This window comes from Dokdonia sp. Hel_I_63, from assembly GCF_007827285.1.
Taxonomy (GTDB): Bacteria; Bacteroidota; Bacteroidia; order Flavobacteriales; family Flavobacteriaceae; genus Dokdonia.
Genome location: NZ_VISD01000001.1, coordinates 1,706,174 through 1,727,456, shown reverse-complemented (window position 1 = coordinate 1,727,456; position 21,283 = coordinate 1,706,174). Strand labels below are relative to the sequence as shown.

17 protein-coding genes are annotated in these 21,283 nt (G+C 35.7%); 5 read left to right on the top strand and 12 right to left on the bottom strand.

What is annotated here, in order from left to right:
- Positions 1 to 121 precede the first annotated feature (121 nt).
- Positions 122 to 1,228, top strand: coding sequence for a two-component regulator propeller domain-containing protein (locus tag JM84_RS07635; RefSeq protein WP_144783480.1), 1,107 nt, complete (start codon positions 122 to 124; stop codon positions 1,226 to 1,228).
- A gap of 69 nt (positions 1,229 to 1,297) precedes the next feature.
- Here JM84_RS07635 and JM84_RS07630 read toward each other — a convergent pair whose 3' ends face one another.
- On the bottom strand, positions 1,298 to 4,723 hold the full coding sequence (locus JM84_RS07630) for a methylmalonyl-CoA mutase family protein (protein WP_144783478.1): 3,426 nt from the start codon (positions 4,721 to 4,723) through the stop codon (positions 1,298 to 1,300).
- A 144-nt stretch (positions 4,724 to 4,867) separates the two neighbouring features.
- On the opposite strand from JM84_RS07630, the gene purU reads away from it, so the two are divergent.
- From purU to JM84_RS07615, 3 genes are all read left to right on the top strand, one after another.
- Positions 4,868 to 5,722 (top strand): formyltetrahydrofolate deformylase, encoded by an 855-nt coding sequence (purU, locus tag JM84_RS07625; RefSeq protein ID WP_144783476.1) that lies wholly within the window; start codon positions 4,868 to 4,870, stop codon positions 5,720 to 5,722.
- A gap of 79 nt (positions 5,723 to 5,801) precedes the next feature.
- Complete coding sequence (locus tag JM84_RS07620) at positions 5,802 to 6,512, top strand: DUF4197 domain-containing protein (RefSeq protein ID WP_013749630.1); 711 nt, start codon at positions 5,802 to 5,804, stop codon at positions 6,510 to 6,512.
- 120 nt (positions 6,513 to 6,632) lie between these two features.
- Positions 6,633 to 6,800: a Lacal_2735 family protein gene (locus tag JM84_RS07615; protein WP_013749631.1), complete on the top strand. Its 168-nt coding sequence runs from the start codon at positions 6,633 to 6,635 to the stop codon at positions 6,798 to 6,800.
- Here the strand turns inward: JM84_RS07615 and JM84_RS07610 are convergent.
- From JM84_RS07610 to JM84_RS07585, 6 genes are all read right to left on the bottom strand, one after another.
- Positions 6,780 to 7,577 (bottom strand): ABC transporter substrate-binding protein, encoded by a 798-nt coding sequence (locus JM84_RS07610; RefSeq protein WP_013749632.1) that lies wholly within the window; start codon positions 7,575 to 7,577, stop codon positions 6,780 to 6,782. The two genes, JM84_RS07615 and JM84_RS07610, sit on opposite strands and share 21 nt — an antisense overlap.
- Before the next feature lies 1 nt (position 7,578).
- Positions 7,579 to 8,400: an orotidine-5'-phosphate decarboxylase gene (gene pyrF / locus JM84_RS07605; protein WP_144783474.1), complete on the bottom strand. Its 822-nt coding sequence runs from the start codon at positions 8,398 to 8,400 to the stop codon at positions 7,579 to 7,581.
- Positions 8,401 to 8,442: 42 nt separating this feature from the next.
- Positions 8,443 to 9,522 (bottom strand): peptide chain release factor 1, encoded by a 1,080-nt coding sequence (gene prfA, locus JM84_RS07600; protein ID WP_013749634.1) that lies wholly within the window; start codon positions 9,520 to 9,522, stop codon positions 8,443 to 8,445.
- A 105-nt stretch (positions 9,523 to 9,627) separates the two neighbouring features.
- Positions 9,628 to 10,038: a hypothetical protein gene (locus JM84_RS07595; RefSeq protein ID WP_144783472.1), complete on the bottom strand. Its 411-nt coding sequence runs from the start codon at positions 10,036 to 10,038 to the stop codon at positions 9,628 to 9,630.
- A gap of 501 nt (positions 10,039 to 10,539) precedes the next feature.
- On the bottom strand, positions 10,540 to 11,202 hold the full coding sequence (locus JM84_RS07590) for a hypothetical protein (protein ID WP_144783470.1): 663 nt from the start codon (positions 11,200 to 11,202) through the stop codon (positions 10,540 to 10,542).
- Positions 11,203 to 11,531: 329 nt separating this feature from the next.
- Positions 11,532 to 12,713: an AIR synthase related protein gene (locus tag JM84_RS07585; RefSeq protein WP_013749637.1), complete on the bottom strand. Its 1,182-nt coding sequence runs from the start codon at positions 12,711 to 12,713 to the stop codon at positions 11,532 to 11,534.
- 326 nt (positions 12,714 to 13,039) lie between these two features.
- Between JM84_RS07585 and JM84_RS07580 the strand changes: the two genes are divergently transcribed.
- A complete protein-coding gene (locus JM84_RS07580) occupies positions 13,040 to 16,375 on the top strand; it encodes an ankyrin repeat domain-containing protein (RefSeq protein ID WP_013749638.1) in 3,336 nt (1,111 codons plus the stop codon).
- A gap of 113 nt (positions 16,376 to 16,488) precedes the next feature.
- Here the strand turns inward: JM84_RS07580 and JM84_RS07575 are convergent, their stop codons facing one another.
- Genes JM84_RS07575 through JM84_RS07555 form a run of 5 tightly spaced genes read right to left on the bottom strand, consistent with a single transcriptional unit; the run spans position 16,489 to position 21,209 of the window.
- Positions 16,489 to 18,003 carry a carboxypeptidase regulatory-like domain-containing protein gene (locus JM84_RS07575; RefSeq protein WP_013749639.1) on the bottom strand — a complete coding sequence of 505 codons (1,515 nt, stop codon included), beginning with the start codon at positions 18,001 to 18,003 and terminating at the stop codon, positions 16,489 to 16,491.
- 20 nt (positions 18,004 to 18,023) lie between these two features.
- Entirely contained in the window at positions 18,024 to 19,448 is a 1,425-nt protein-coding gene (locus JM84_RS07570) for a CsgG/HfaB family protein (RefSeq protein WP_013749640.1), read from the bottom strand.
- A 16-nt stretch (positions 19,449 to 19,464) separates the two neighbouring features.
- Complete coding sequence (locus JM84_RS07565) at positions 19,465 to 19,869, bottom strand: curli assembly protein CsgF (RefSeq protein WP_013749641.1); 405 nt, start codon at positions 19,867 to 19,869, stop codon at positions 19,465 to 19,467.
- Between the two features lies 1 nt (position 19,870).
- Positions 19,871 to 20,614, bottom strand: coding sequence for a CsgE family curli-type amyloid fiber assembly protein (locus tag JM84_RS07560; RefSeq protein WP_083811785.1), 744 nt, complete (start codon positions 20,612 to 20,614; stop codon positions 19,871 to 19,873).
- 43 nt (positions 20,615 to 20,657) lie between these two features.
- Complete coding sequence (locus tag JM84_RS07555; RefSeq protein ID WP_144783468.1) at positions 20,658 to 21,209, bottom strand: hypothetical protein; 552 nt, start codon at positions 21,207 to 21,209, stop codon at positions 20,658 to 20,660.
- Positions 21,210 to 21,283 lie beyond the last annotated feature (74 nt).

Below are 21,283 nucleotides of genomic sequence, written 5' to 3'. Positions count from 1 at the left end.
AATATGCTCATTGTGTGTGAGACTTTTGAGACTATCTGGACAAAAGACAATCAGTAATCATCTCACTTACTAATTGATTTGAATAGTTTACTTTTAAGTATCCACACTTAAAATTATCGCTATGACCTTCGGCAGAATTACTTTGATTGTATTTTCTATGGTGCTACTGCTTAGCATTTCTTGTAAAGAAGCGATACCAACGCATGTTATAGATGAAGCTCCTCATTTCGCCTTGAGCGATACGACCTCAGCTACTAACACAATCATGGGACCTACTGTCATTGATTTGGCTCCTCCTCCATTAAGCCAATTCATACGAAGAATCTTTCAAGATTCACAAGGAACGATGTGGATGGGAACTAATGGTGATGGGGTGATACGATATAATGGAACGAGTGTAGACTACTTTTCTATAGACGAAGGTTTTAATGGTAAAGCCGTGCGTGCGATTCTGGAAGATAAAAATGGAACAATCTGGTTTGGGACTAATAGAGGAATTACATCGCTTGACTTGACTACATCTACAACAACAGTAAAACCTTCTTTTATAAACTACACAGAAGCGCAAGGACTTAAAGAAAGTAATGTATGGAGTATGTTGCTGGACGCTGAAGGAACGTTGTGGATAGGAGCTTTAAATGGCGTTAATAGTTATGATGGAACTACTTTTAAACCGTTCGCTCTTCCAGAAACGGTAGTAGATAATTCAAGAGGTGTTTCAAGTACTAAAATCGTGCATAGTATCATGGAAGATAACAAAGGACGTTTATGGTTTGCTTCAAACGCTGGTACCTTTATCTGGGATGGGACTTCTCTAGATTCCTTATCTACAAAAGATGGACTTGCGGGAAATAATGTAAATGACATGCTAGAAGATCGCTCAGGAAATATCTGGTTTGCAACACATCATAATGGCGTGAGCCGTTATGACGGAACTTCGTTTACAAATTTCACTACAGATGGTGTGATTACAGGAGAAGAGATCTGGTCGCTCTTTGAAGACTCCAAAGGGAACATTTGGTTTCCCGCCGAAAATGCTGGCGTTTACAAATACGATAGTAATAGCTTTACAAACTATAATGAGAAGGATGGCTTGCAAAGCAATGCTATCCAGACTATTTATGAGGATACTGTTGGCACCATTTGGTTAGGAGGATACCTTGGCCTATCAAGATTAAAAGATAATCGCTTTATACATATCACCGAGAGCGGACCTTGGAAGGATTAATCTTGAAAAAAATCAATAAAAAAGGCGACCCTCTGGGTCGCCTTTTTTATTGATTATAATCTCGTAGTATTACATATTACGTCTATACTGTCCTCCTACTTCAAAGAGCGCACTTGTAATTTGCCCTAGTGAGCAAACTTTAGTCGCTTCCATTAATTCTTCAAAAATGTTGCGGTTATTAATCGCTGCATCTTGAATAGTCTCAAGTTGTGCTTCTATCTTATCTGCTTTTTCCTTGTGGAGATTATTAAGCATATCAATTTGATATTGCTTCTCCTCTTCGGTAGCTCTTATTACTTCTGCTGGACGTACCGTAGGACTTCCTTTTGAACTCAAGAACGTATTTACTCCAATTATTGGAAACTCACCGTTATGCTTAAGCGTTTCATAATACAAGCTTTCTTCTTGAATTTTAGAACGCTGGTACATCGTTTCCATTGCTCCTAAAACTCCTCCACGCTCTGTGATTCTGTCAAATTCTAGTAAGACGACTTCTTCTACAAGCTCTGTAAGTTCTTCTATAATAAATGATCCCTGTATTGGGTTTTCGTTTTTAGTAAGTCCTAGCTCTTTATTGATAATAAGCTGGATTGCCATTGCACGACGTACACTCTCTTCTGTAGGCGTTGTAATCGCCTCATCATATGCATTTGTGTGTAACGAGTTACAGTTGTCATAAATCGCATATAACGCTTGTAATGTAGTACGGATGTCGTTAAAGTCAATCTCTTGTGCGTGTAAGCTACGCCCAGATGTCTGGATGTGGTACTTAAGCATTTGTGCACGAGGATTTGCCTTATATTTTTCCTTCATTGCTTTTGCCCAAATCTTACGTGCAACACGACCTATAACTGCATATTCTGGATCGATTCCGTTTGAGAAAAAGAACGATAAGTTAGGACCAAATTTATTGATATCCATCCCACGGCTTAGGTAGTACTCTACATACGTAAATCCGTTAGACAATGTAAGTGCTAGTTGTGTGATAGGGTTTGCTCCTGCCTCTGCAATGTGATATCCAGAGATTGACACACTATAGAAGTTACGCACTTTTTGCTCAATAAAGTACTCTTGTACATCTCCCATTAAGCGCAGTGCAAATTCTGTAGAGAAGATACACGTATTTTGTGCCTGATCTTCTTTAAGAATATCTGCTTGTACCGTACCACGCACTTGTGTGAGTGTCTCTACTTTTATGCGGCTGTACACATCTGCTGGTAATACTTGATCACCCGTTACTCCCAGCAGCATTAAACCTAGACCATCGTTTCCTTCTGGAAGATCGCCTTGGTATGCTGGACGTGTTTTTCCTTTATACATAGCTGCAATCTTTGCTTCTACCTCTGCTTCTAGTTCGTTTTCTTTAATGTACTTCTCACAGTTTTGATCTATAGCGGCATTCATAAAGAAACCAAGTAACATAGGTGCTGGCCCGTTTATCGTCATACTTACCGATGTCATAGCATGACTTAAGTCGAAACCAGAATAGAGCTTCTTTGCATCATCAAGACAGCAAATACTTACTCCTGCATTTCCTATTTTCCCATAGATATCTGGACGCATTCCTGGATCATTACCATACAAAGTCACAGAGTCAAAAGCCGTACTCAAACGCTTAGCCGGTAATCCAGCACTCACGTAGTGAAAACGTCTGTTAGTACGTTCCGGTCCTCCTTCTCCTGCAAACATACGTGTAGGATCTTCTCCTGTACGTTTAAAAGGATATAGCCCTGCTGTATATGGGAATTCTCCTGGTACATTTTCTTGTAAACACCAGATTAAGATATCTCCCCAAGCTTGGTACTTAGGTAATGCTATCTTAGGGATTTCTGTATGTGATAGCGATGCGCTGTGCGTAGGGATTTTAATCTCCTTATCTCTTACCTTAAAGGTAAACAGAGGTGCTTTATATCTATTTACTTTCTCATCCCATCCAGTGATAACTTCCCAGTTATACGGATCAAGATCCATTTTTACTCGGTCAAACTGTGCTAGCAACAATTTGATAAGGTCTTTATCTTCTTCTGTATTTTCGGTAGTGAAATCGGCTAACTGTACTCCTGCTTTGTCTAGTGCTGGAGCTGTACCGGCAATAGTTTCTATGGTCTTATAAATTCCGTAGAGACGTTGTGCTGTTTCTTGTTGCGCTTTCGCGAAAGCGTCATATGCACGGTTGCTCTCTGCGATCTCACTTAGGTAGCGCGTACGAGATGGAGGGATCACAAAGATTTTCTCACTCATCTCTTGGCTGATCTCAAACGTACTAGTAAGATCAGACTCGTTTACTGCGTTTACCTTTTCCATGATGCGCTTATAGAGCGTGTTCATCCCAGGATCATTAAATTGGCTTGCAATGGTACCAAAAACTGGTAACTCATCTTGTGGGATATCCCAAAGGTTGTTGTTACGCATGTACTGCTTCTTTACATCACGTAGTGCGTCTAGTGATCCACGCTTATCAAACTTGTTGATAGCAACTAAATCTGCAAAGTCAAGCATATCGATTTTCTCTAGCTGTGTTGCTGCACCAAATTCTGGCGTCATCACATATAAAGAAACATCACTGTGTTCTATAATCTCCGTATCAGACTGTCCTATTCCTGAAGTCTCAAGGATAATTAGGTCATACTCGGCTGCTTTTAATACCTCAATAGCCTCTCCTACATACTTAGAAAGTGCAAGGTTACTCTGGCGAGTTGCTAGTGAGCGCATGTAAACACGGTCACTATTAATCGCATTCATACGGATACGATCTCCTAGTAATGCTCCTCCCGTCTTACGCTTAGAAGGATCTACAGATATTAATCCTATCTTTTTCTTTGGAAAGTCAATTAGAAATCTACGTACTAATTCATCTACAAGTGATGACTTTCCTGCACCTCCTGTACCTGTAATACCAAGTACGGGTGTAAGCGAGTTTTCATTCTTTTTATGAATTGCATCTAGGGTTTTCTTTGCAACCTCTGGAAAGTTTTCGGCAGCAGATATAACTCTAGCGATTGCCGTAGGCACTTTTTCGCTTAAGCTATCTACAGTTACATCAAGCTTATCTCCTATGGCATAGTCAGATTGTTTTACAAGGTCATTAATCATCCCTTGTAATCCCATGGCACGACCATCATCTGGAGCGTAGATACGAGTAATCCCATAATCCATGAGTTCTTGTATCTCTTCTGGCAAGATCACACCACCTCCACCTCCGAAGATTTTAATATGTGACGCTCCCTTCTCTTTAAGAAGATCATACATATATTTAAAATACTCATTGTGGCCTCCTTGATAAGAGGTTATCGCTATTGCATTTGCATCTTCTTGTATTGCGGTATTCACCACCTCTTCTACCGAGCGATCGTGACCCAAATGGATCACCTCAACGCCTGTGCTCTGAATGATACGACGCATAATATTTATAGCGGCATCGTGACCATCAAAGAGTGCAGCTGCAGTAACTATTCTAACTTTATATTTTGGTGTGTAAGGAGTAGCTTGTTCCATCTGTAATTATTGGTGTGTTTGATGATGTAAATTTACGTAATAATCAGTAAAAACGACGCTTGAATATGAATAACACAAAAAGGATTGTTTATAGCTGAATTGCGTTATAATAATTGCAATTTAGAGGTGATAAAAATCTGATTTATGGCACATCTTACACTGCTTATACATTGCAAAGATCAAAAGGGAATCATCGCTTCTGTTACTAATTTCATACTTGATCATGGCGGAAACACCACCTACATAGATCAACATGTAGATGCGCAGGAAAATGTGTTCTTTATGCGATTAGAGTGCTTTTTTGAACAAGCAGATTTTAATGTGGAGCTTTTTACAAAAAATTTCGCTCAAGACATAGGAGATCCATTTGAGATGCAATGGCAGTTATATCCTGCTACACAAAAATTGCAAATGGCAATTTTTGTATCTAAATATGATCACTGCCTCTATGATATTCTGGGTCGTTATAACGCTGGAGAACTCCAAGTACACATCCCGTTTATTGTGAGTAATCACAAGGATCTAGCTCATATTGCAGCAAATTTTGATATCCCATTTTACCATATTCCCGTCACAAAAGGTACGAAGGCACTCGCAGAGCAACGCCAGTTAGACTTACTGCGAAAATTTAAGGTTGATTTTATCGTTCTTGCTCGCTATATGCAGATTGTGACGCCTACCATTATAAGTGAATACACGCATCGCATTATAAACATACACCACTCCTTTTTACCTGCCTTTGTAGGCGCAAAGCCTTATCATGCGGCCTTTGCTCGTGGTGTGAAAATTATAGGAACCACAAGTCACTATGTTACTGAAGAACTCGATGCAGGTCCTATTATTGAGCAAGATACCATACGTGTAACTCACAGCCACACGATTCCAGATCTTATTGCAAAAGGGAGAGATCTGGAGAAGATTGTACTCTCAAGAGCTATAAAATTACACGCACAGCACAAGTGTTTTGTTTACGATAATAAGACGGTGATTTTTACTTAACATATGAATAAGCTGAGTTACGCTTTCGCGAAAGCGCAATTAAAAACTATCTTTACCACACATTAAAACCCATAGTATCATGAAAAAGATTATCGCTGTATTTGCTTTGTTTTCACTAATCTCTTGTGCCGAATTGCAAGGCGTAATAGATAGTTTACCTACAGAAACTGGAACTTCTGGAATTAGCAACCAAATGATAGGGAACGGTCTCAAGCAAGCGTTAGACTTTGGAATTGATAAACAGGTAACAAAACTTACGTCTACAGATGGGTTTTATAAAAACGAATTAGTAAAAATCTTACTTCCAGAAGAGTTACAAAAAGTAGATAAAACACTAAGAGCAATAGGCTTAGGAAGCCTTGCAGATGAAGGCATCAAAGCCCTTAACCGCGCTGCCGAAGATGCAGTAAGTGAGGCTACTCCAATCTTTGTAGATGCAGTAAAGCAAATTACATTTAATGATGTGCGCAACATCTTATTAGGATCTGACAATGCTGCGACTTCATACTTAGAAGGAAAAACACAAACAGTACTTTATGGGAAATTTAATCCTGTGATAAAAAATAGTTTTACAAAAGTAGGTGCAGATCAAATATGGACTAACCTGATTACAAAGTATAACGAGTTACCACTTACTAATGATGTAAACCCTGACCTTACAGATTATGTAACGCAACAAGCACTTGAAGGGGTTTATAAAATGATTGCGGTGGAGGAAAAGGAAATCCGTACTAAAACACAAAGTAGAACTACAGATCTTTTACAACGTGTATTTGCACTTCAAGATTAACAAGATTATTCTTACATTAATTGCTTGATTTTTATATAGTTATAGTGATTTAGATTGATTTTTTTTTAATACATTTAAGTAGAGAAAATAAGTTTAACCCCAAATCAACCTAATTGTAATATGAATTCTCAATATAAACACCAGCGCATCAAGACTTACATGGAGCGCAAGCATAAAAAACTTGTAGAAGAGGCATACAATTTAAAGTACACAGATCATGAGCAAAGTGATGTGCTTACCTTTGAAGCACTGCAACTAGATTCAAAATTAAAGTTCTTGCAATTCTAGTTGAGCTCGTAAATTTCTAAAGTATGAGTATGCTGCTAAAAGCCTACTGCCATACCAAGAGAAATACTCACCGTCTACTAATACCACTCTAGCAGTGGTATTTTTTTTGAATAATGCGATGTGTTCTTCCTTAAATGGAAAAGGCTCTGATGATAAGAAGATGTAATCAAGATTTGCTAACTGTTCTGCTTGGACCTCTGGGTATCTACCTTCTAAAGATGTAAAAGTATTTTTAAAGCCAGCCTCTTCTAATAGTGTATTTATAAAAGTATCTGCACCAGCAACCATCATTGGTTCTTTCCAGATAAAGTAACCTACACTACCTTGACTTGATGTCTTTAGTTCCTTTAAAAATTGATTACGCTCTTCTGTAATAGCAGTAACTAGCTGCTGAGCTTGTGTCTCTTTTTTGAAAATTAATCCGTATTGTAGTATGAGATCTAGAGACTCTTGTACGCTTATAATATCTGATGTGTGTACCGGAGCAATAGCTCGCAAACTTTCTACAATCTCTTTTGTGTTTTCTTCTTTATTGCAGAGAATAATATCTGGCTGTAGCGCGGTTATTTTTGCAATATCTACTTGCTTTGTACCTCCTACAACTTCTTTATCACCACGCAGATGAGAAGGATGAACACAAAATTTTGTCACACCCATGATATGCTCTTCTAACCCTAGGTGAACGAGAAGTTCTGTCTGACTAGGTACTAAAGAAACAATGCGCAGTGGTGTATGATCAAACTCAAGACGAGTGCCTATTTGATCTATAACGTTCATATTAGATATATTCTAAAATAAGCTCTCTCATTTCTTCTTGCATCTGCTGTGCAACATTGCGCGCGGCGATGGCAAAGTCTTCTCCTTGAGAATTATAAATAATACCTCGAGAAGAATTAACAAGAAGTCCTATATCCTTAGTCATTCCGTATTTACAAACTTCACGTAAACTACCTCCCTGTGCTCCTACTCCCGGCACAAGTAAGAATGCCTCAGGAATGATTGCTCGTATATCTGTAAGATACTCAGCTTTTGTAGCACCTACTACATACATAAGTTGCTCACTATTTGTATATGACTTAGATGTTTCAAGTACGTGTTTATACACTTCTTTACCGTCAATTTCCTTGGTTTGAAAATCAAAGGCTCCTTTATTTGAAGTAAGTGCTAGTAATATGGTGTGCTTATCTTTAAACTCAAGAAATGGCTCTACAGAGTCTTTACCCATGTATGGAGCAACCGTTACAGAGTCAAAGTTTAAATCCTCAAAAAATGCCTTAGCATATCGAGTAGATGTATTCCCTATATCTCCGCGTTTTGCATCTGCAATAGTGAATTGCTCTGGATACTTTTCGTTGATATAGTAAATGGTTTTCTCTAGTGCTTGCCATCCTTTGATACCATAAGCTTCATAAAAAGCAGTATTAGGTTTATAGCCCACACATAAATCGTGAGTAGCATCTATAATCGCTTTGTTAAAAGCAAAAATGGGATCTTCCTCCTTCAATAAATTCGCAGGAATCTTATCAAGATCTGTATCTAGACCAACTATTAAAAAAGATTGCTTCTTTTTAATTTGGGTAATTAAATCAGCTGTTTTCATTGTCGTTTATTTCAGATCTAGATAATAATCAGCTTTATTATATTATAGTTCGCCTTCGGTAAATTTGAGTTTCTCTGTATTCTCAACAAGTCTTAACTCTTCAAGAATTTTTTGAATATCACCATTTACGATATTTTGTAAATCATATAATGTTAATCCAATACGGTGATCCGTTACACGTCCTTGAGGGTAATTATATGTACGAATTTTTGCACTACGGTCACCACTACTTACTTGAGAGTTACGTTTTGCGGCATCTTCTTCTTGTTTTTTGGCAAGTTCCATATCATATAAACGCGAGCGTAGTACTTTAAAAGCCTTCTCCTTGTTTTTATGTTGAGATTTTTGATCTTGACACTGTGCTACAAGTCCTGTAGGGATGTGTGTTAATCGTACTGCAGAGTATGTTGTGTTTACAGACTGTCCACCTGGTCCAGAAGAACAGAAAAAATCTACACGCACATCTTTAGGCTCTATTTGAACATCAAACTCCTCTGCTTCTGGAAGTACCATTACTGTTGCAGCACTAGTATGCACACGACCTTGAGTTTCTGTTTGCGGTACTCGCTGTACACGGTGCACTCCAGCTTCAAACTTCATAGTACCGTATACATCTTGGCCTGTAATTTCAAATTGGATTTCTTTAAAACCTCCAGAAGTACCTTCAGAATAATCTACCGTACTGTGTTTCCATCCTGGCACAGAATCTACATACTTAGTATACATTCTGTACAAGTCTCCAGCAAAAATACTTGCTTCATCACCACCAGTTCCAGCGCGTATTTCTACAACGACATTCTTTGCATCTTCTGGATCTTTAGGAATAAGCATCATTCTGATTTTTTCCTCTAGTTCAGGAATACCAGTTTTTGCCTCTTCGTATTGCATTTTGGCCATTTCAACCATTTCTGCATCACTACCGTCAGCTATGATTTCTTCGGCCTCTTTAAGATTTTCACTAAGTTCTATGTATACCTCGCGCACTTCCATGAGCGCCTTGAGATCGCTATATTCCTTATTGAGCTGGACATAGCGCTTTTGATCTGTTATAATATCTGGTTGTATGATGAGATCACTTATCTCATCAAAACGTTGCTTTACGATCTGTAATTTTTCTAACATCTACTTTCTATAATAAGTAGCGAATTTACGATAATTTAAACAAGGAATGAAAGGTAAATGGAGGTCTATATACGCTTTCGCGAAAGCAAAAAAACCAATTAGCTGTTAATAGAATTCGGTGAGTTCATTATTTTCTTCCTCATTATTCCTAGTATTTAATACCGTATAGACAAAAAAAGCTAACCCTAAAGTAGCGCAAATAAAATCAATATAATAGAAGAAATAAATATCGAGATAGTAACCAAGAAGAGACGACACGTCTGAGAAGATAAAACAAAATACAAAAAATACAAAGGCCAAAGATCTATCACTATTTACTACTTGGTTATACAACACTGCTATTGCGCCAAGTAAACTTATTATAACTCCAAAAAGAAAGATGAGACCAGACTGGAAAGTTCCTTGGTAGCTATCCTTAACTAAGCCTATCAATTCATTAAGAATAAGTATGTTGAGAATTATAAAAATGAGAGTACATATAATTGCTGCTCTATCTTTTAAAAATGTAGTGAACATATCTAATCGCTTAACGATAATAAGACTGTACGTCAAGCAACCAAGGAGGATATATGATATTTGCCCAAAGCTTTTATAATAATAAAAAACTGAAAGCTCCCGTAATGCTAGCATTACAAAAATTGATACAACAATGGCTCTAGTTTTGGGTGTCTTAATTATATAAAAAACTAGAAAAAACAGCACGGTAAAAAGCGGAATATACCTTAGAATGTAAATCTTATAACCTAAATAAATTGAAAGGATGTTCAAGACTATTAATCCTATCGTTATTAATGGTAAACTTTTACCTGTTTCACGTAATGAAAATTGCATTAGTTCGTTGTTGGTTGGGGGAAAACTTAAATCTTTTCACTTTTCTAAAAATATGTAAAATAAAGTCGTAAATGATACAAAAAAGTGAATTTAACAAGTAATATCAATTCATAATTACCTAATATTAAGGTACTTATATCTATCATTTAGATAATTATTAACCTTTTTATTATTTAAAAAAAAGCATTAAGACAGCATATCATACTGCTCCGCTTCTTCTAGCTGACTACTGGTTTCAATAACGGTATAAGAAAATAGACCTAAACCTATAGCATAAGCGACACGATCTACATAAAAAAGCATCTCATAACCAAAATAATAAGCAAATAATGAAGTGACATCACTAGTGAGGAAGCTTATCATAAATAAAATATAAGCTAGTGATCTATTGCTATTATATACTTGATTATAAATAATAGCCGTTGCTCCAAAAATAATCATAAATACGCCGTACACATAAAAGAGATATGGTTCAAATGGTCCTTGAAAGCCAAGACTAACTAATTTGGTTATCTCATTGAGAGCAAACGTATTTAAAACAATAAATATAAAAGTAAAAATTAAAGCGCTTCTATCCCTACTAATTACCTTAAGTATATCTCCTCGCTCTAGACAGATAGTTGCGTAAGCGACGACACCCAATATAAGATATAATTTATGTCCTAAACTAGTCTCATAATACAAAACCGCTATATCTCTTGAAAGTAATCCAAATAGAATTAGAATTACTATAAGACTCTTTTGTGAAGCTTGAAAAAGATAATATGAAATATAAATCCCTATCGTGAGTAAACGCACCATCCTCATAATTTGCATATCTGAGGTGATAACGGCGATTATATTAATCAAAATTACAAATCCAATGATTAATGGTAATCTTCTACATTTTATCGCTGATGTAATTTTCTCCATATGGATAGCTATTTGACTAATTAGGGGTAGTTAAATAATCATTTGACTTGGGATAGAAAATATACGAAAAAACGATAGCCATTGGATTTCTTGAATCATAAAAAAAACTTAAAAGAAAAAGCTAACTTTCCTAAAAGCAAATTATTACCGTATGTGAAACAAAACTTAATACTCATTTCACGTGCATAAAAAAAGATCTGTAAAGAATACAGACCTTTTGTTTAATAATAACATCCCCTCTTTTAAAAGGTGCTTTATAAAGTATATTAATAAGAAAAAGTTCCTTTCTCACTTTTTATAGTAAGTCTCTTTCCACTTTGAGAAGCTTCTACACTACCTACTATTTGTGCATCAACATTATAAGATGTTGAGATCTTTATAAGCTCTTGAGCTACCTCTTGTGGGCAGTAGATCTCCATACGATGTCCCATATTAAACACTTGGTACATCTCCTTCCAGTCTGTACCACTCTCTTCTTGTATAAGTTTAAAAAGTGGCGGAGTTTCAAATAGATTATCCTTGATAATATGTAAGTCCTCTACAAAATGTAAAATCTTTGTTTGAGCACCACCACTACAGTGCACCATACCATGTATACTGTCTGAGTTATATTTGGACAAAATATCTTTAATTATAGGCGCATAGGTTCTCGTAGGAGAAAGCACAAGCTTGCCAGCGTCTAGAGGACTACCCGTTACTGCATCTGTAAGCTTTTTTGAACCGCTATACACTAGATCTTCTGGTACTGCTGCGTCAAAACTCTCTGGATATTTTTGTGCAAGGTACTTATCAAACACATCGTGACGTGCAGAAGTTAGTCCGTTACTTCCCATACCTCCATTATATTCTTTTTCGTAAGTCGCTTGACCGCTCGATGAAAGACCTACAATAACATCTCCAGGACGTATGTTTGCATTATCAATAACATCGCTGCGCTTCATACGTGCCGTAACAGTAGAGTCTACTATGATTGTGCGCACAAGATCACCTACATCTGCTGTTTCTCCACCTGTAGAGTGAATGGTAACACCGTAAGATTTTAACTCCGCCAAAAGTTCTTCAGATCCATTAATAATGGCCGAAATAACTTCACCTGGAATTACATTCTTATTACGCCCTATTGTTGATGATAGCATGATATGGTCTGTTGCACCCACACATAATAGATCATCTATATTCATGATAAGAGCATCTTGAGCGATGCCTTTCCATACAGAGATATCACCAGTTTCTTTCCAGTACATGTATGCAAGAGCAGATTTTGTTCCTGCCCCATCTGCATGCATTACAAGACAATAATCCTCGTCTCCCGTAAGTGCGTCTGGTACAATCTTACAAAATGCTTTAGGAAACAATCCCTTGTCTACATTTTTAATGGCATTGTGCACATCTTCCTTACCTGCAGAGACTCCGCGTTGTGCGTATCGTTTAGAAATTTCTTGGCTCATCTATAAATTTTACATCGCAAAAATAGGGATTATATAATGGGCTTTAAAATTGATTTACAAACAGTTTGACCAAGTTTCTAAAATATTTATTTCTATTTTATATTTTATAATTACGCTTTCGCGAAAGCGTGATAAAAATCATTAAAAATCAGTCGTTTCTTACAAACATTTTACTTCAAACCCTCTTTAATCCAGTTATTTACACCTTAATCTAATTGAATTTTTTCTTAGCTTTTTTATAAGTATTTTAGATACTTATTGACCATTTTATTTAACTAACACCTTTGCCTTTGGAGACTACACGCTTTTTCCGAAAGGAATACTTTATGCTCCCCCTATTCCTATTAATTTTAAATAACCCTTTATTCTGCCAGCAACAACTAAATCCTAATCTCATTGGGCAGGGTTTTGACATACGTTATGTTGATGCCTTAGACTGGCTAGGATCTTCAAAAGGAAAACAACTTATCCATGGATCCGTGCATAGCACTCCTATTAATACTAGTCCAATTGAGAGTTTTCATTTTATAACATCTCCCTACGAGTTTGAAAAACAAATTTTAAATGCCGATACGCTTTCAAAACCCTATCATGCGTTACATAGTGAAGCACATTACAAAGGCTTTAATAACGATGAGTCAAATAAAACCCTATTAGTCTATACTAAAAAACAAATACCATTATCAAAAGATATACTTGTAGCTGTTTCTTCTAACGTACTAGATAGTGCAATGGTTGAAGATTTTAAAAGACTAGGACGCGATATCACCCCAGAAGGATTTATATATCGTTACGGCACACATTATGCTCATGAAGTCATTTATGGAGGTCTTTTCTTAAAGAGAAACTTAATAAAAAGTGACGACTTTATATACTCTCCGTATGATCGTGACTTATTTAAGAAAAAGGTAATTGAAGATATTAGTGCATCACATCAAAATCAAGAGGATACAGATCCATACATTACCGCTGGATCTAGCAGCTCATTTACAAAGGGAGGTGATATAAACGCACCATGGTTTACAGACTGGCAAGCTACTTTAGAAAACAATACTGCCCCCATAGATGTCTCACTACAACCCTGGACTAAGGCATTTAGAAGCCTAACTACAGAAAACATACAGGAAACAGAAAGGAAAATACAATTACTAGATAGTGTTATTGAAATAGCTGTAAGCACTTGTAAAAATCAATTACATGCCCCGCAGCCTTCTGCTTATTTCACTAAATATTCCTTACGTTTCAAACAAGCTATCGACAAACTAGTTAAAAAAAGTGCTGGCGCTACCTCAAGTGATGTGGATGCCTATACGGGTGATTTATTTTTTGGAGGATTTTCAAAAGACGAAGCTATGCTACGTACCGCACCACTCATAGATCGTGGCGGTGTACGGCTAGAAACCTTAATCACTGACGAAGAAATAAAACTCAATAAGCAAGTCATCATTACAGCAAAACCTGAGGACTTAGAAAAAGGATATGTAAGTGTATGGGATGATACAAAAAAACTAGTCAAAAGCAGAGAACGCAAGCGCTTACGAGTTTCTGGTCCGGAAGAAGCAAAAACTTTTTATAAAGAAGCACTCGTAAGGGATATTCATAAAGATGTGGAGATAACGACTATAGACGGCGATATTTATGAAGTGGCTTACGTATTGTCCCTAGAAAAGGAAAAAAAATTATTAGAAAATAGCGCACAACATTACAATACTGCATTACAAACAGAAATTGTAAGAGCTGCAAACATAGGCGATCTAGCTCGCATGAAAACTTTATTGGCACAAAATGCAACTAGAAGAATCCCGGGTTTAATCGCTGCTATTATTACTTCAAAACAATCTTCTCAAATTTTAAATTTTGTACTAGACAAAGGAGTAATACCAACCAGTGAAGATCTCGACTTACTATTCCTTAAAGAATATTTTGATGAACAAAAAGTATTAATCCTTTTAGAAAGAGGTGCTCCTTTTAAAAATAATATGATTTATAAGGCGGTTGCTTTTCAAAGTGAACCTATTATTTATGCGTTACTGAGAGAAGGAGCTACTCCTGTAAACAATGATTTATCATTTGCGCTAGACACCTATCATTATCCATCTGTCAAGGCTTTAATGAGTGTTGAGTTTGATGCATTTGAAGCAGGTAAAAAAGAACTATCTCTAGCCGTAGAAAACAATGATGCTGACCTCGCTGAAAAATTTACAATACTTGGTGCAACCGCAGATGCATCTCTTTTAGATAGCGCTCTGAGAAATGATAATGAAGATCTTAAAAATATAATCATACCTGTAACTGAAGCAAATGAAAATACTCTCGAAGTCACATCAATGCTTGATAACACAGCGTTATTCAATTACTTTATTAATAAGAATGCACGTATAAGCAGTAATAAAATCCCTAATATAGCAACAGACAATAATAATTATGAAATTCTAGATATCTCACTTAAAAATGGGGGAAACGCTTCTGAGTCATTAGAGTATGCCATCATCAAAGAGAATATCAAAGCTATCAATGTCGCGCTTCAAAATAAGGCAGCTCCAGACAGCGCACTATTTTATGCTGCTCAGAAAGATGATGCTCAATTATTTAATGATGTATTAAACCTGTATAATGGAAACCCACATGTAGCTATGAAAGCAGCTATTAAAGAAGACAACTTACCTTTTGCAGCATCTGTGATTGCTACAAAGAAAGAAGGGATGAATGTTGATAATCTGTTACCCCTTGCTGTAGCTGGTGAAAATGTTGACATGGTAAAACTATTGGTTTCTAATAATAGCAACCCTAGTAGCGGAATTAATAAAGCCATAACTATAGAGAACCAAACTATAAGTCAGTACTTAATCTCTATGGGGGCAGACACTACAGACCCACGACTCATCGAATCAGCAATTACAAATGAAAACCTAGGTCTTGTTGAGTTACTTGTGAATCAAGGAGACATTAACCTCAACCAAGCATTACTTGACGCAACAAAAACAGAAAATATTGAAATTGTAAATTCCTTATTAAAAAGCGGAGCTAAAGCTGATGAGTCATTAGCTAATGCAATGGAAACTAAAAATGAACCTCTTATTTTATTACTAATGGATTATGTATCTAGTTTAAATAGTAATGAGTTTATTCGCAGCGCAGCACGTAAAGGAAATTTATCAGTTGCAAAAAGGCTACTATATAATGGAGCAAATCCTTCCCTAGCTATTGAAGATGCTATCCGTTATAAAATGATAGGTTCTCTAAAAGAGCTTATTAAAAATGGAGCTACATGCAGTCAAGAGCATTTAAGAATAGCCATAGATTATCAGTTTACTGAAGGAGTATTACTACTTGTGAAACAGCAAGAAATAGATTTAAATACTGCTTTTGATAATGGTAATTACCCAATACATACCCTAAGTAGATCATTAACTGAAGAGAGTAAATTAATTATGCAAATGCTCATTGAACTTGGCGCTCGCATAAACATTCAAGATTCATCTGGTGATACGGCATTACATATTCTAGCTAGTCAAAAGGAATATGCGCTACCTATAATAGAACTCTTGATAACCAATGATGCAAATCCAAATCAAATGAACCATAAAGGTAAGAAGCCACTTGATTATGCATTAAATAAAACTACAAGAAGCATTTTTAAGAAAGCAATGCGGGCGAAATAGATAGAACAAATATTAAATAAATAAAAAAGAGCGCATTTATATAAATGCGCTCTTTCGTATAAAATTCCTGTGAGTTTATATATTAATAAACAACTTACCATTGATTTCCGTTATTATTCCCAATCTGGCATAAGAGCGTTTGTAAATAGTTCATCATTATCATCAGAATCATTCAGAAAGGCGAGATATATTGAAGGTATTGCTCCTTGGTTATTTAAAACTCTTGTCAATATAATTCTCCCTTCGTCAGGAGAGTAACTAGGAAAAAGATCATTCTCCCCTGCTATTACCTCTGTCTCTACCACTGAGGTCTCTTGAGTATTTACATTATATTCAAAAATTCGACTTGTGAAAATTCTATAATCTCCATTTTCTGAGCCTGAAACATCACGCGCATAGAGGACTTTATCCATATTTGCAGTTACATCTATTCCCGAAACTGCACCGAGTTGATTTTCTAAAACTGTGTATAATAGTTGACCTGAGCTCTGAGAAATAGCAAATACTCTAACATTGTAACCGTCAACATCATTGGTTTTTAAAATAATAGTATCGGGATTGAATGACGAAACAGCTACATCAGATATTAATGACCCATCATTCGTTTGATATATTTGAGATAACCCACTACCATCATTATTAATGGCGTATAGTTTATCAAAGTTTGGATAATAAAATTTTTGTCCATTTTCAGCCCAAGTAAATTGTATACTTTCCTGTCTAAATCCAGCAACAGGAACCGTGGAAGTGATTTGTTGTTCATTTGCTCCAGCAAGACTCATTGTAAAAATTTGATTTTCTCCTCCTATAGTTCTTAGAAATGCAATTTTACCGACGTTGTTATTTCGCTTAGGTCGAAAACTATTTTTAGATTCATCTGTAAGCTGTAGAACATTTGCATCAGTGGTTTCATTAACCTCATCAGAATTTGCTCCAGAAAATACAACACTATTTCCGTCTATCCTTTTTATGAATAAGAAAGGATTATTTTGCGCAGAAAATGTAGTGAAAGAACTTATTTCTGAACTTACTGATTCATTAAGTTCATCTTTTGCAGAGACTTGCCAAAAATAATTGGTCTCAAGACTTAAATTATTTACAGTATACGTAGTATCTCCTACTATTTGAAATTCTTCCATCTCATTTGTAGAACCATTTCTTAATTGAATTGTATAACTAAGTTCATCGTCCTCGGGATCTATTGAATTCCATGCAAACTCAATTTCAAGTAATTGATTTACAGATCCATCAACAGGGTTGAGAAGAACAGGTGTACTTGGAGCTCCATTTCCTGTGTTTGAAAGCACTAATTCTATAGCTACTTCAGAAGTCAATCCTTCAAGAACTTCCACTCCCTCAAACTCGGTATTATAGTTATCTAATTCGGCTTCCACTGAATATGAATTTACAAGTACATTAGAAATACTAAATTTCCCTTCTTCATTTGTGAAAACGGTATTACTAGCAGGACTAGTAGAGATCTTTACATTATTTAGTGGCTCGTTTGTGTCTTCTGCTGTAACAACTCCTGATATTGATCCGAATACATCTGCCTCTATAGTATCTTCAGAACAACCTAAGAATAATAAAATTGCAAATGTGACTATAATTAAAAAGTACTTATTCATTGTTGACATTTTTAAATTCTTCAATTTTCAATTACTATTAACTTATTATCTTTCTTCTTATGGCTTTTAAAGTTTAGCCCATACCTTAAACCAAAACCAAAATTATAGTAGAAATCATTGCGCTTTCCTTGATCAATAAAATCAATATCATCGTTAAGTAATACATTATGTTCAGCAAAAGCAGTGAAGCTCAATCTAGGTGAAAACTTATATTGTAAACCTGCTCCGTATTGTAATTTGGGAAAAGTTTTACCAAGACCTAATCCATCTTGGGCCGAGTCTACTAAATCAACTACCAAACCAGGACCTCCATATATATATGGACCAAAATCATCTTTCGGTAATAAAAACATTCTTGCATTTAAATCTACACTCCCCATAATATTTGAGTATGCGTCACCATTATTTAATTCAAAAGCACTCCCAGAAAGACCGACACTAAAGTTATCCGTAACATCGTGCTCTATAGTAAGTTTTGACATGAAACCAGGTTTGTTTGGAGTTAAATCGCCATCTATTAAGTTTACACCACCTTGAAGTGTAACATGAGTATCATACTCATCATTTACAAACATTCTATCGTAAAGACCTGAACTTTCTTCTAGCTCCTTTTCCTTCAAATAATTTGAAATAAGCTCTTCATTCACTTCACGACCATCTTTTGCACTCCAATATTGATCAATGAGCCCTTCCATTATTAAATCGTGTACTGCCCGCTCTATTGCATCTTTTACCGCAATCTGAACAGGTTCATTTTGAGTGATTCCCGTTTCTGCCTCCAACAACCGCTGAAACTTAACAAATCTAAAAAAGCTTGCGTCAAGAGCTTGTGATAAGATAGTTTTTGAGACATATATTGTTTTTAAAATCTCACCATTACTTGTTGATACAGCTCTGAGATAAACAGTTATTCTATCCTGCCTGTATTTAGCAGATCCGCCTAACCCAAAATATCTAACACCAAGACCTCCTGTAACGATATTCGTATCATAAGATACGATTCCCCCCTCTAATAGTAACCCTGCATATAATAATGGCGGCAAAGGTGGTTCATTGGGGTTTAAGTTTTTAATATATTCTTGTTTTGTATTACGTATAATATTACGTTCTGTAGATAAGTTGCTTAAATTCTCTCTTTCAATAGGTCTAAACCACCCAGAATCTTCTAGAGCTTTTATCAAAATTGTTGTTCCACCTTGGGTAACGGCCGTGCTAAAAGTACTTCCAGTTTCAATAGCTTTAAACTGCCCAGTTTGATCACTGAAATTATAAACTGCAACTTCAACAGGCAATGATGCTTCTGGAAGATCTAATAACTTTTTTGTGGTTTTCCCAAACTCCCCCGTTCTAGCAGGCTGCTGGTCAAATTTCTGATTAAAATAAGCTCCACATGAAGACAATAAAAAGAAGCTGATTACAAGTGTCAACTTTTGTAAAATTCTCATAAACATTCAGTTAGTTCTAGTTAGGTACTACTATTTGCGTTTCTTCACCATTATTGGTATCCAAAATATTTATAACTAATCCCTCAAAGGTTTCGAACACCTCTACATTAAGCGATCCAAAAGTAAAAGTTCCTTCTTCAGTAATATTTAAAGCGTTTAGTTGTGCCTGACTTAGCTGGCTCTCTATAGCATTTAATAAATTCCTATTAAGCTCTCTGCCAAACTGCTGCAGCTCCGATAAGTTCTCTTGCTCATCAACAGATTCTGAAAGGCTATTTTGTAATGTTACAGAAGTTATAATTTGCTGATAATTAAAGGTATCCCCTCCAAAAAAAGGGCTTATAGGTTTATAAGAAAATTGTTGTGCTTTCGCGAAAGCAGAAACTCCTACAGCAATAAATAAAAAAAGTAATATTCTCATATCAATATTGTATTTGTTGATCCTTTTGTTGTTCTAAAATTTGCAATATTTTACCTACTCTACTAATTGTAAACTGTGCCTGCTCTTCTAAAAATTTACGCTGAGGTTGAGAGAAAAATTTCCATACTATTTGATTATCAACCTTAACTGTTATTAATGTTGTTCTTGATCTACCAGGCACTTCTTCGATAATAATATCTTTAGGTGACTTAATAGATTTATTAAAGTATAGCGAGTAGAAATACTTAAAAAAGTCTCTTCCCGCTTTTGTAATTGTCTTCTGAATTACTAACCCCTCTATAAAAAAGCCATCTTGCGGTTTTGCTTGATCGCTTGATCGAAAAAGATCCTTCTTAGGTTGCTGGATATCAATTTCTGAAAGACTCCCATTTTCTAGAACTATTCGATCTTTACCTAAAGGTTTACCGTCCTTATCAAAAATGAGTAATGCGAGTACTGTTTTATTTGTAACCGCATTTCCCAGAACCAATGTTTGTAATACTTTTTTCTCATACGGCTTTAAAACAAACCGTTGCTTATCACTATCCTTTTGTATAGTACCATCATCTTGTGTTTTGAAAATCAAAAATTCATATTCAAGAGGTAACTCGACAGGTGTTTTATTTTCTGCTAATGCAAAAAACTTTAAAAACTCGCTATTTCTTTCTATTCTTACTGATGCAGCTACTTCTTTATTATAATATTGCGCCTGCATCCCTAAGGATGAAAAGAAAAATAGTAACATAAGCTTCTTAAACAACTTCAAAATTATCTTTGTATTTAAAATTTTAATTATCTGGTGTTCCGTTAGTGCTACTTCTAATTATTAATGATGGTGATGCTTCTGTTTGAATAAATTGTAATGATTCTGTAAGGCTATTAGAGCCTAATCTTTGAAAATTGAGATTATTTCCTTGTTGCTCTAGATCTAATGAAATATTTGCTGTTCTGTCTTGAACAATATCAAATACTACATTTCTATTACCCTCCTGTTTAATATCTGTGATTACAGTGTCAACATTATAATCTAAACCCGTAAGGTTAAAGTCTCCATTTTGCTCTATATTTATTTCACTTGCTCTACTTTTTACATTTAATAACGCAGCATTAAAGTCTCCTATTTGCGCAATAAAAACACTATTTCCCTGAATTGAAGTATTCCTAGTATTCTTTGCAGTACCTATTCCAAAATCACCAAGAGCAGCTTTTGTTACAATATCTTTCTTTACAAGTTCTACGTTTGTGAGTTTAGTAGTACCCTCAATATCCTCATTATAGGTTTGTGCATTAACCGAAATTGTCGTAAAAAAAAACACTAAACACATTATATATAATTTCATAATATTATCATATTAAGTTAATTCAGATACATATTCTAAAAAAACAGTGGACATACTTGATATCAAGTATGTCC

Bases quoted from the DNA above. Each gene is read 5' to 3' on its own strand.
- JM84_RS07565 (WP_013749641.1), bottom strand. From the start codon at position 19,869: ATGAGAATATTACTTTTTTTATTTATTGCTGTAGGAGTTTCTGCTTTC.
- JM84_RS07635 (WP_144783480.1), top strand. From the start codon at position 122: ATGACCTTCGGCAGAATTACTTTGATTGTATTTTCTATGGTGCTACTG.
- JM84_RS07575 (WP_013749639.1), bottom strand. From the start codon at position 18,003: ATGAATAAGTACTTTTTAATTATAGTCACATTTGCAATTTTATTATTC.
- JM84_RS07620 (WP_013749630.1), top strand. From the start codon at position 5,802: ATGAAAAAGATTATCGCTGTATTTGCTTTGTTTTCACTAATCTCTTGT.
- JM84_RS07560 (WP_083811785.1), bottom strand. From the start codon at position 20,614: ATGTTACTATTTTTCTTTTCATCCTTAGGGATGCAGGCGCAATATTAT.
- pyrF (WP_144783474.1), bottom strand. From the start codon at position 8,400: ATGAAAACAGCTGATTTAATTACCCAAATTAAAAAGAAGCAATCTTTT.
- JM84_RS07585 (WP_013749637.1), bottom strand. From the start codon at position 12,713: ATGAGCCAAGAAATTTCTAAACGATACGCACAACGCGGAGTCTCTGCA.
- prfA (WP_013749634.1), bottom strand. From the start codon at position 9,522: ATGTTAGAAAAATTACAGATCGTAAAGCAACGTTTTGATGAGATAAGT.
- JM84_RS07580 (WP_013749638.1), top strand. From the start codon at position 13,040: ATGCTCCCCCTATTCCTATTAATTTTAAATAACCCTTTATTCTGCCAG.
- JM84_RS07610 (WP_013749632.1), bottom strand. From the start codon at position 7,577: ATGAACGTTATAGATCAAATAGGCACTCGTCTTGAGTTTGATCATACA.
- JM84_RS07630 (WP_144783478.1), bottom strand. From the start codon at position 4,723: ATGGAACAAGCTACTCCTTACACACCAAAATATAAAGTTAGAATAGTT.
- JM84_RS07555 (WP_144783468.1), bottom strand. From the start codon at position 21,209: ATGAAATTATATATAATGTGTTTAGTGTTTTTTTTTACGACAATTTCG.
- JM84_RS07570 (WP_013749640.1), bottom strand. From the start codon at position 19,448: ATGAGAATTTTACAAAAGTTGACACTTGTAATCAGCTTCTTTTTATTG.
- purU (WP_144783476.1), top strand. From the start codon at position 4,868: ATGGCACATCTTACACTGCTTATACATTGCAAAGATCAAAAGGGAATC.
- JM84_RS07615 (WP_013749631.1), top strand. From the start codon at position 6,633: ATGAATTCTCAATATAAACACCAGCGCATCAAGACTTACATGGAGCGC.
- JM84_RS07595 (WP_144783472.1), bottom strand. From the start codon at position 10,038: ATGTTCACTACATTTTTAAAAGATAGAGCAGCAATTATATGTACTCTC.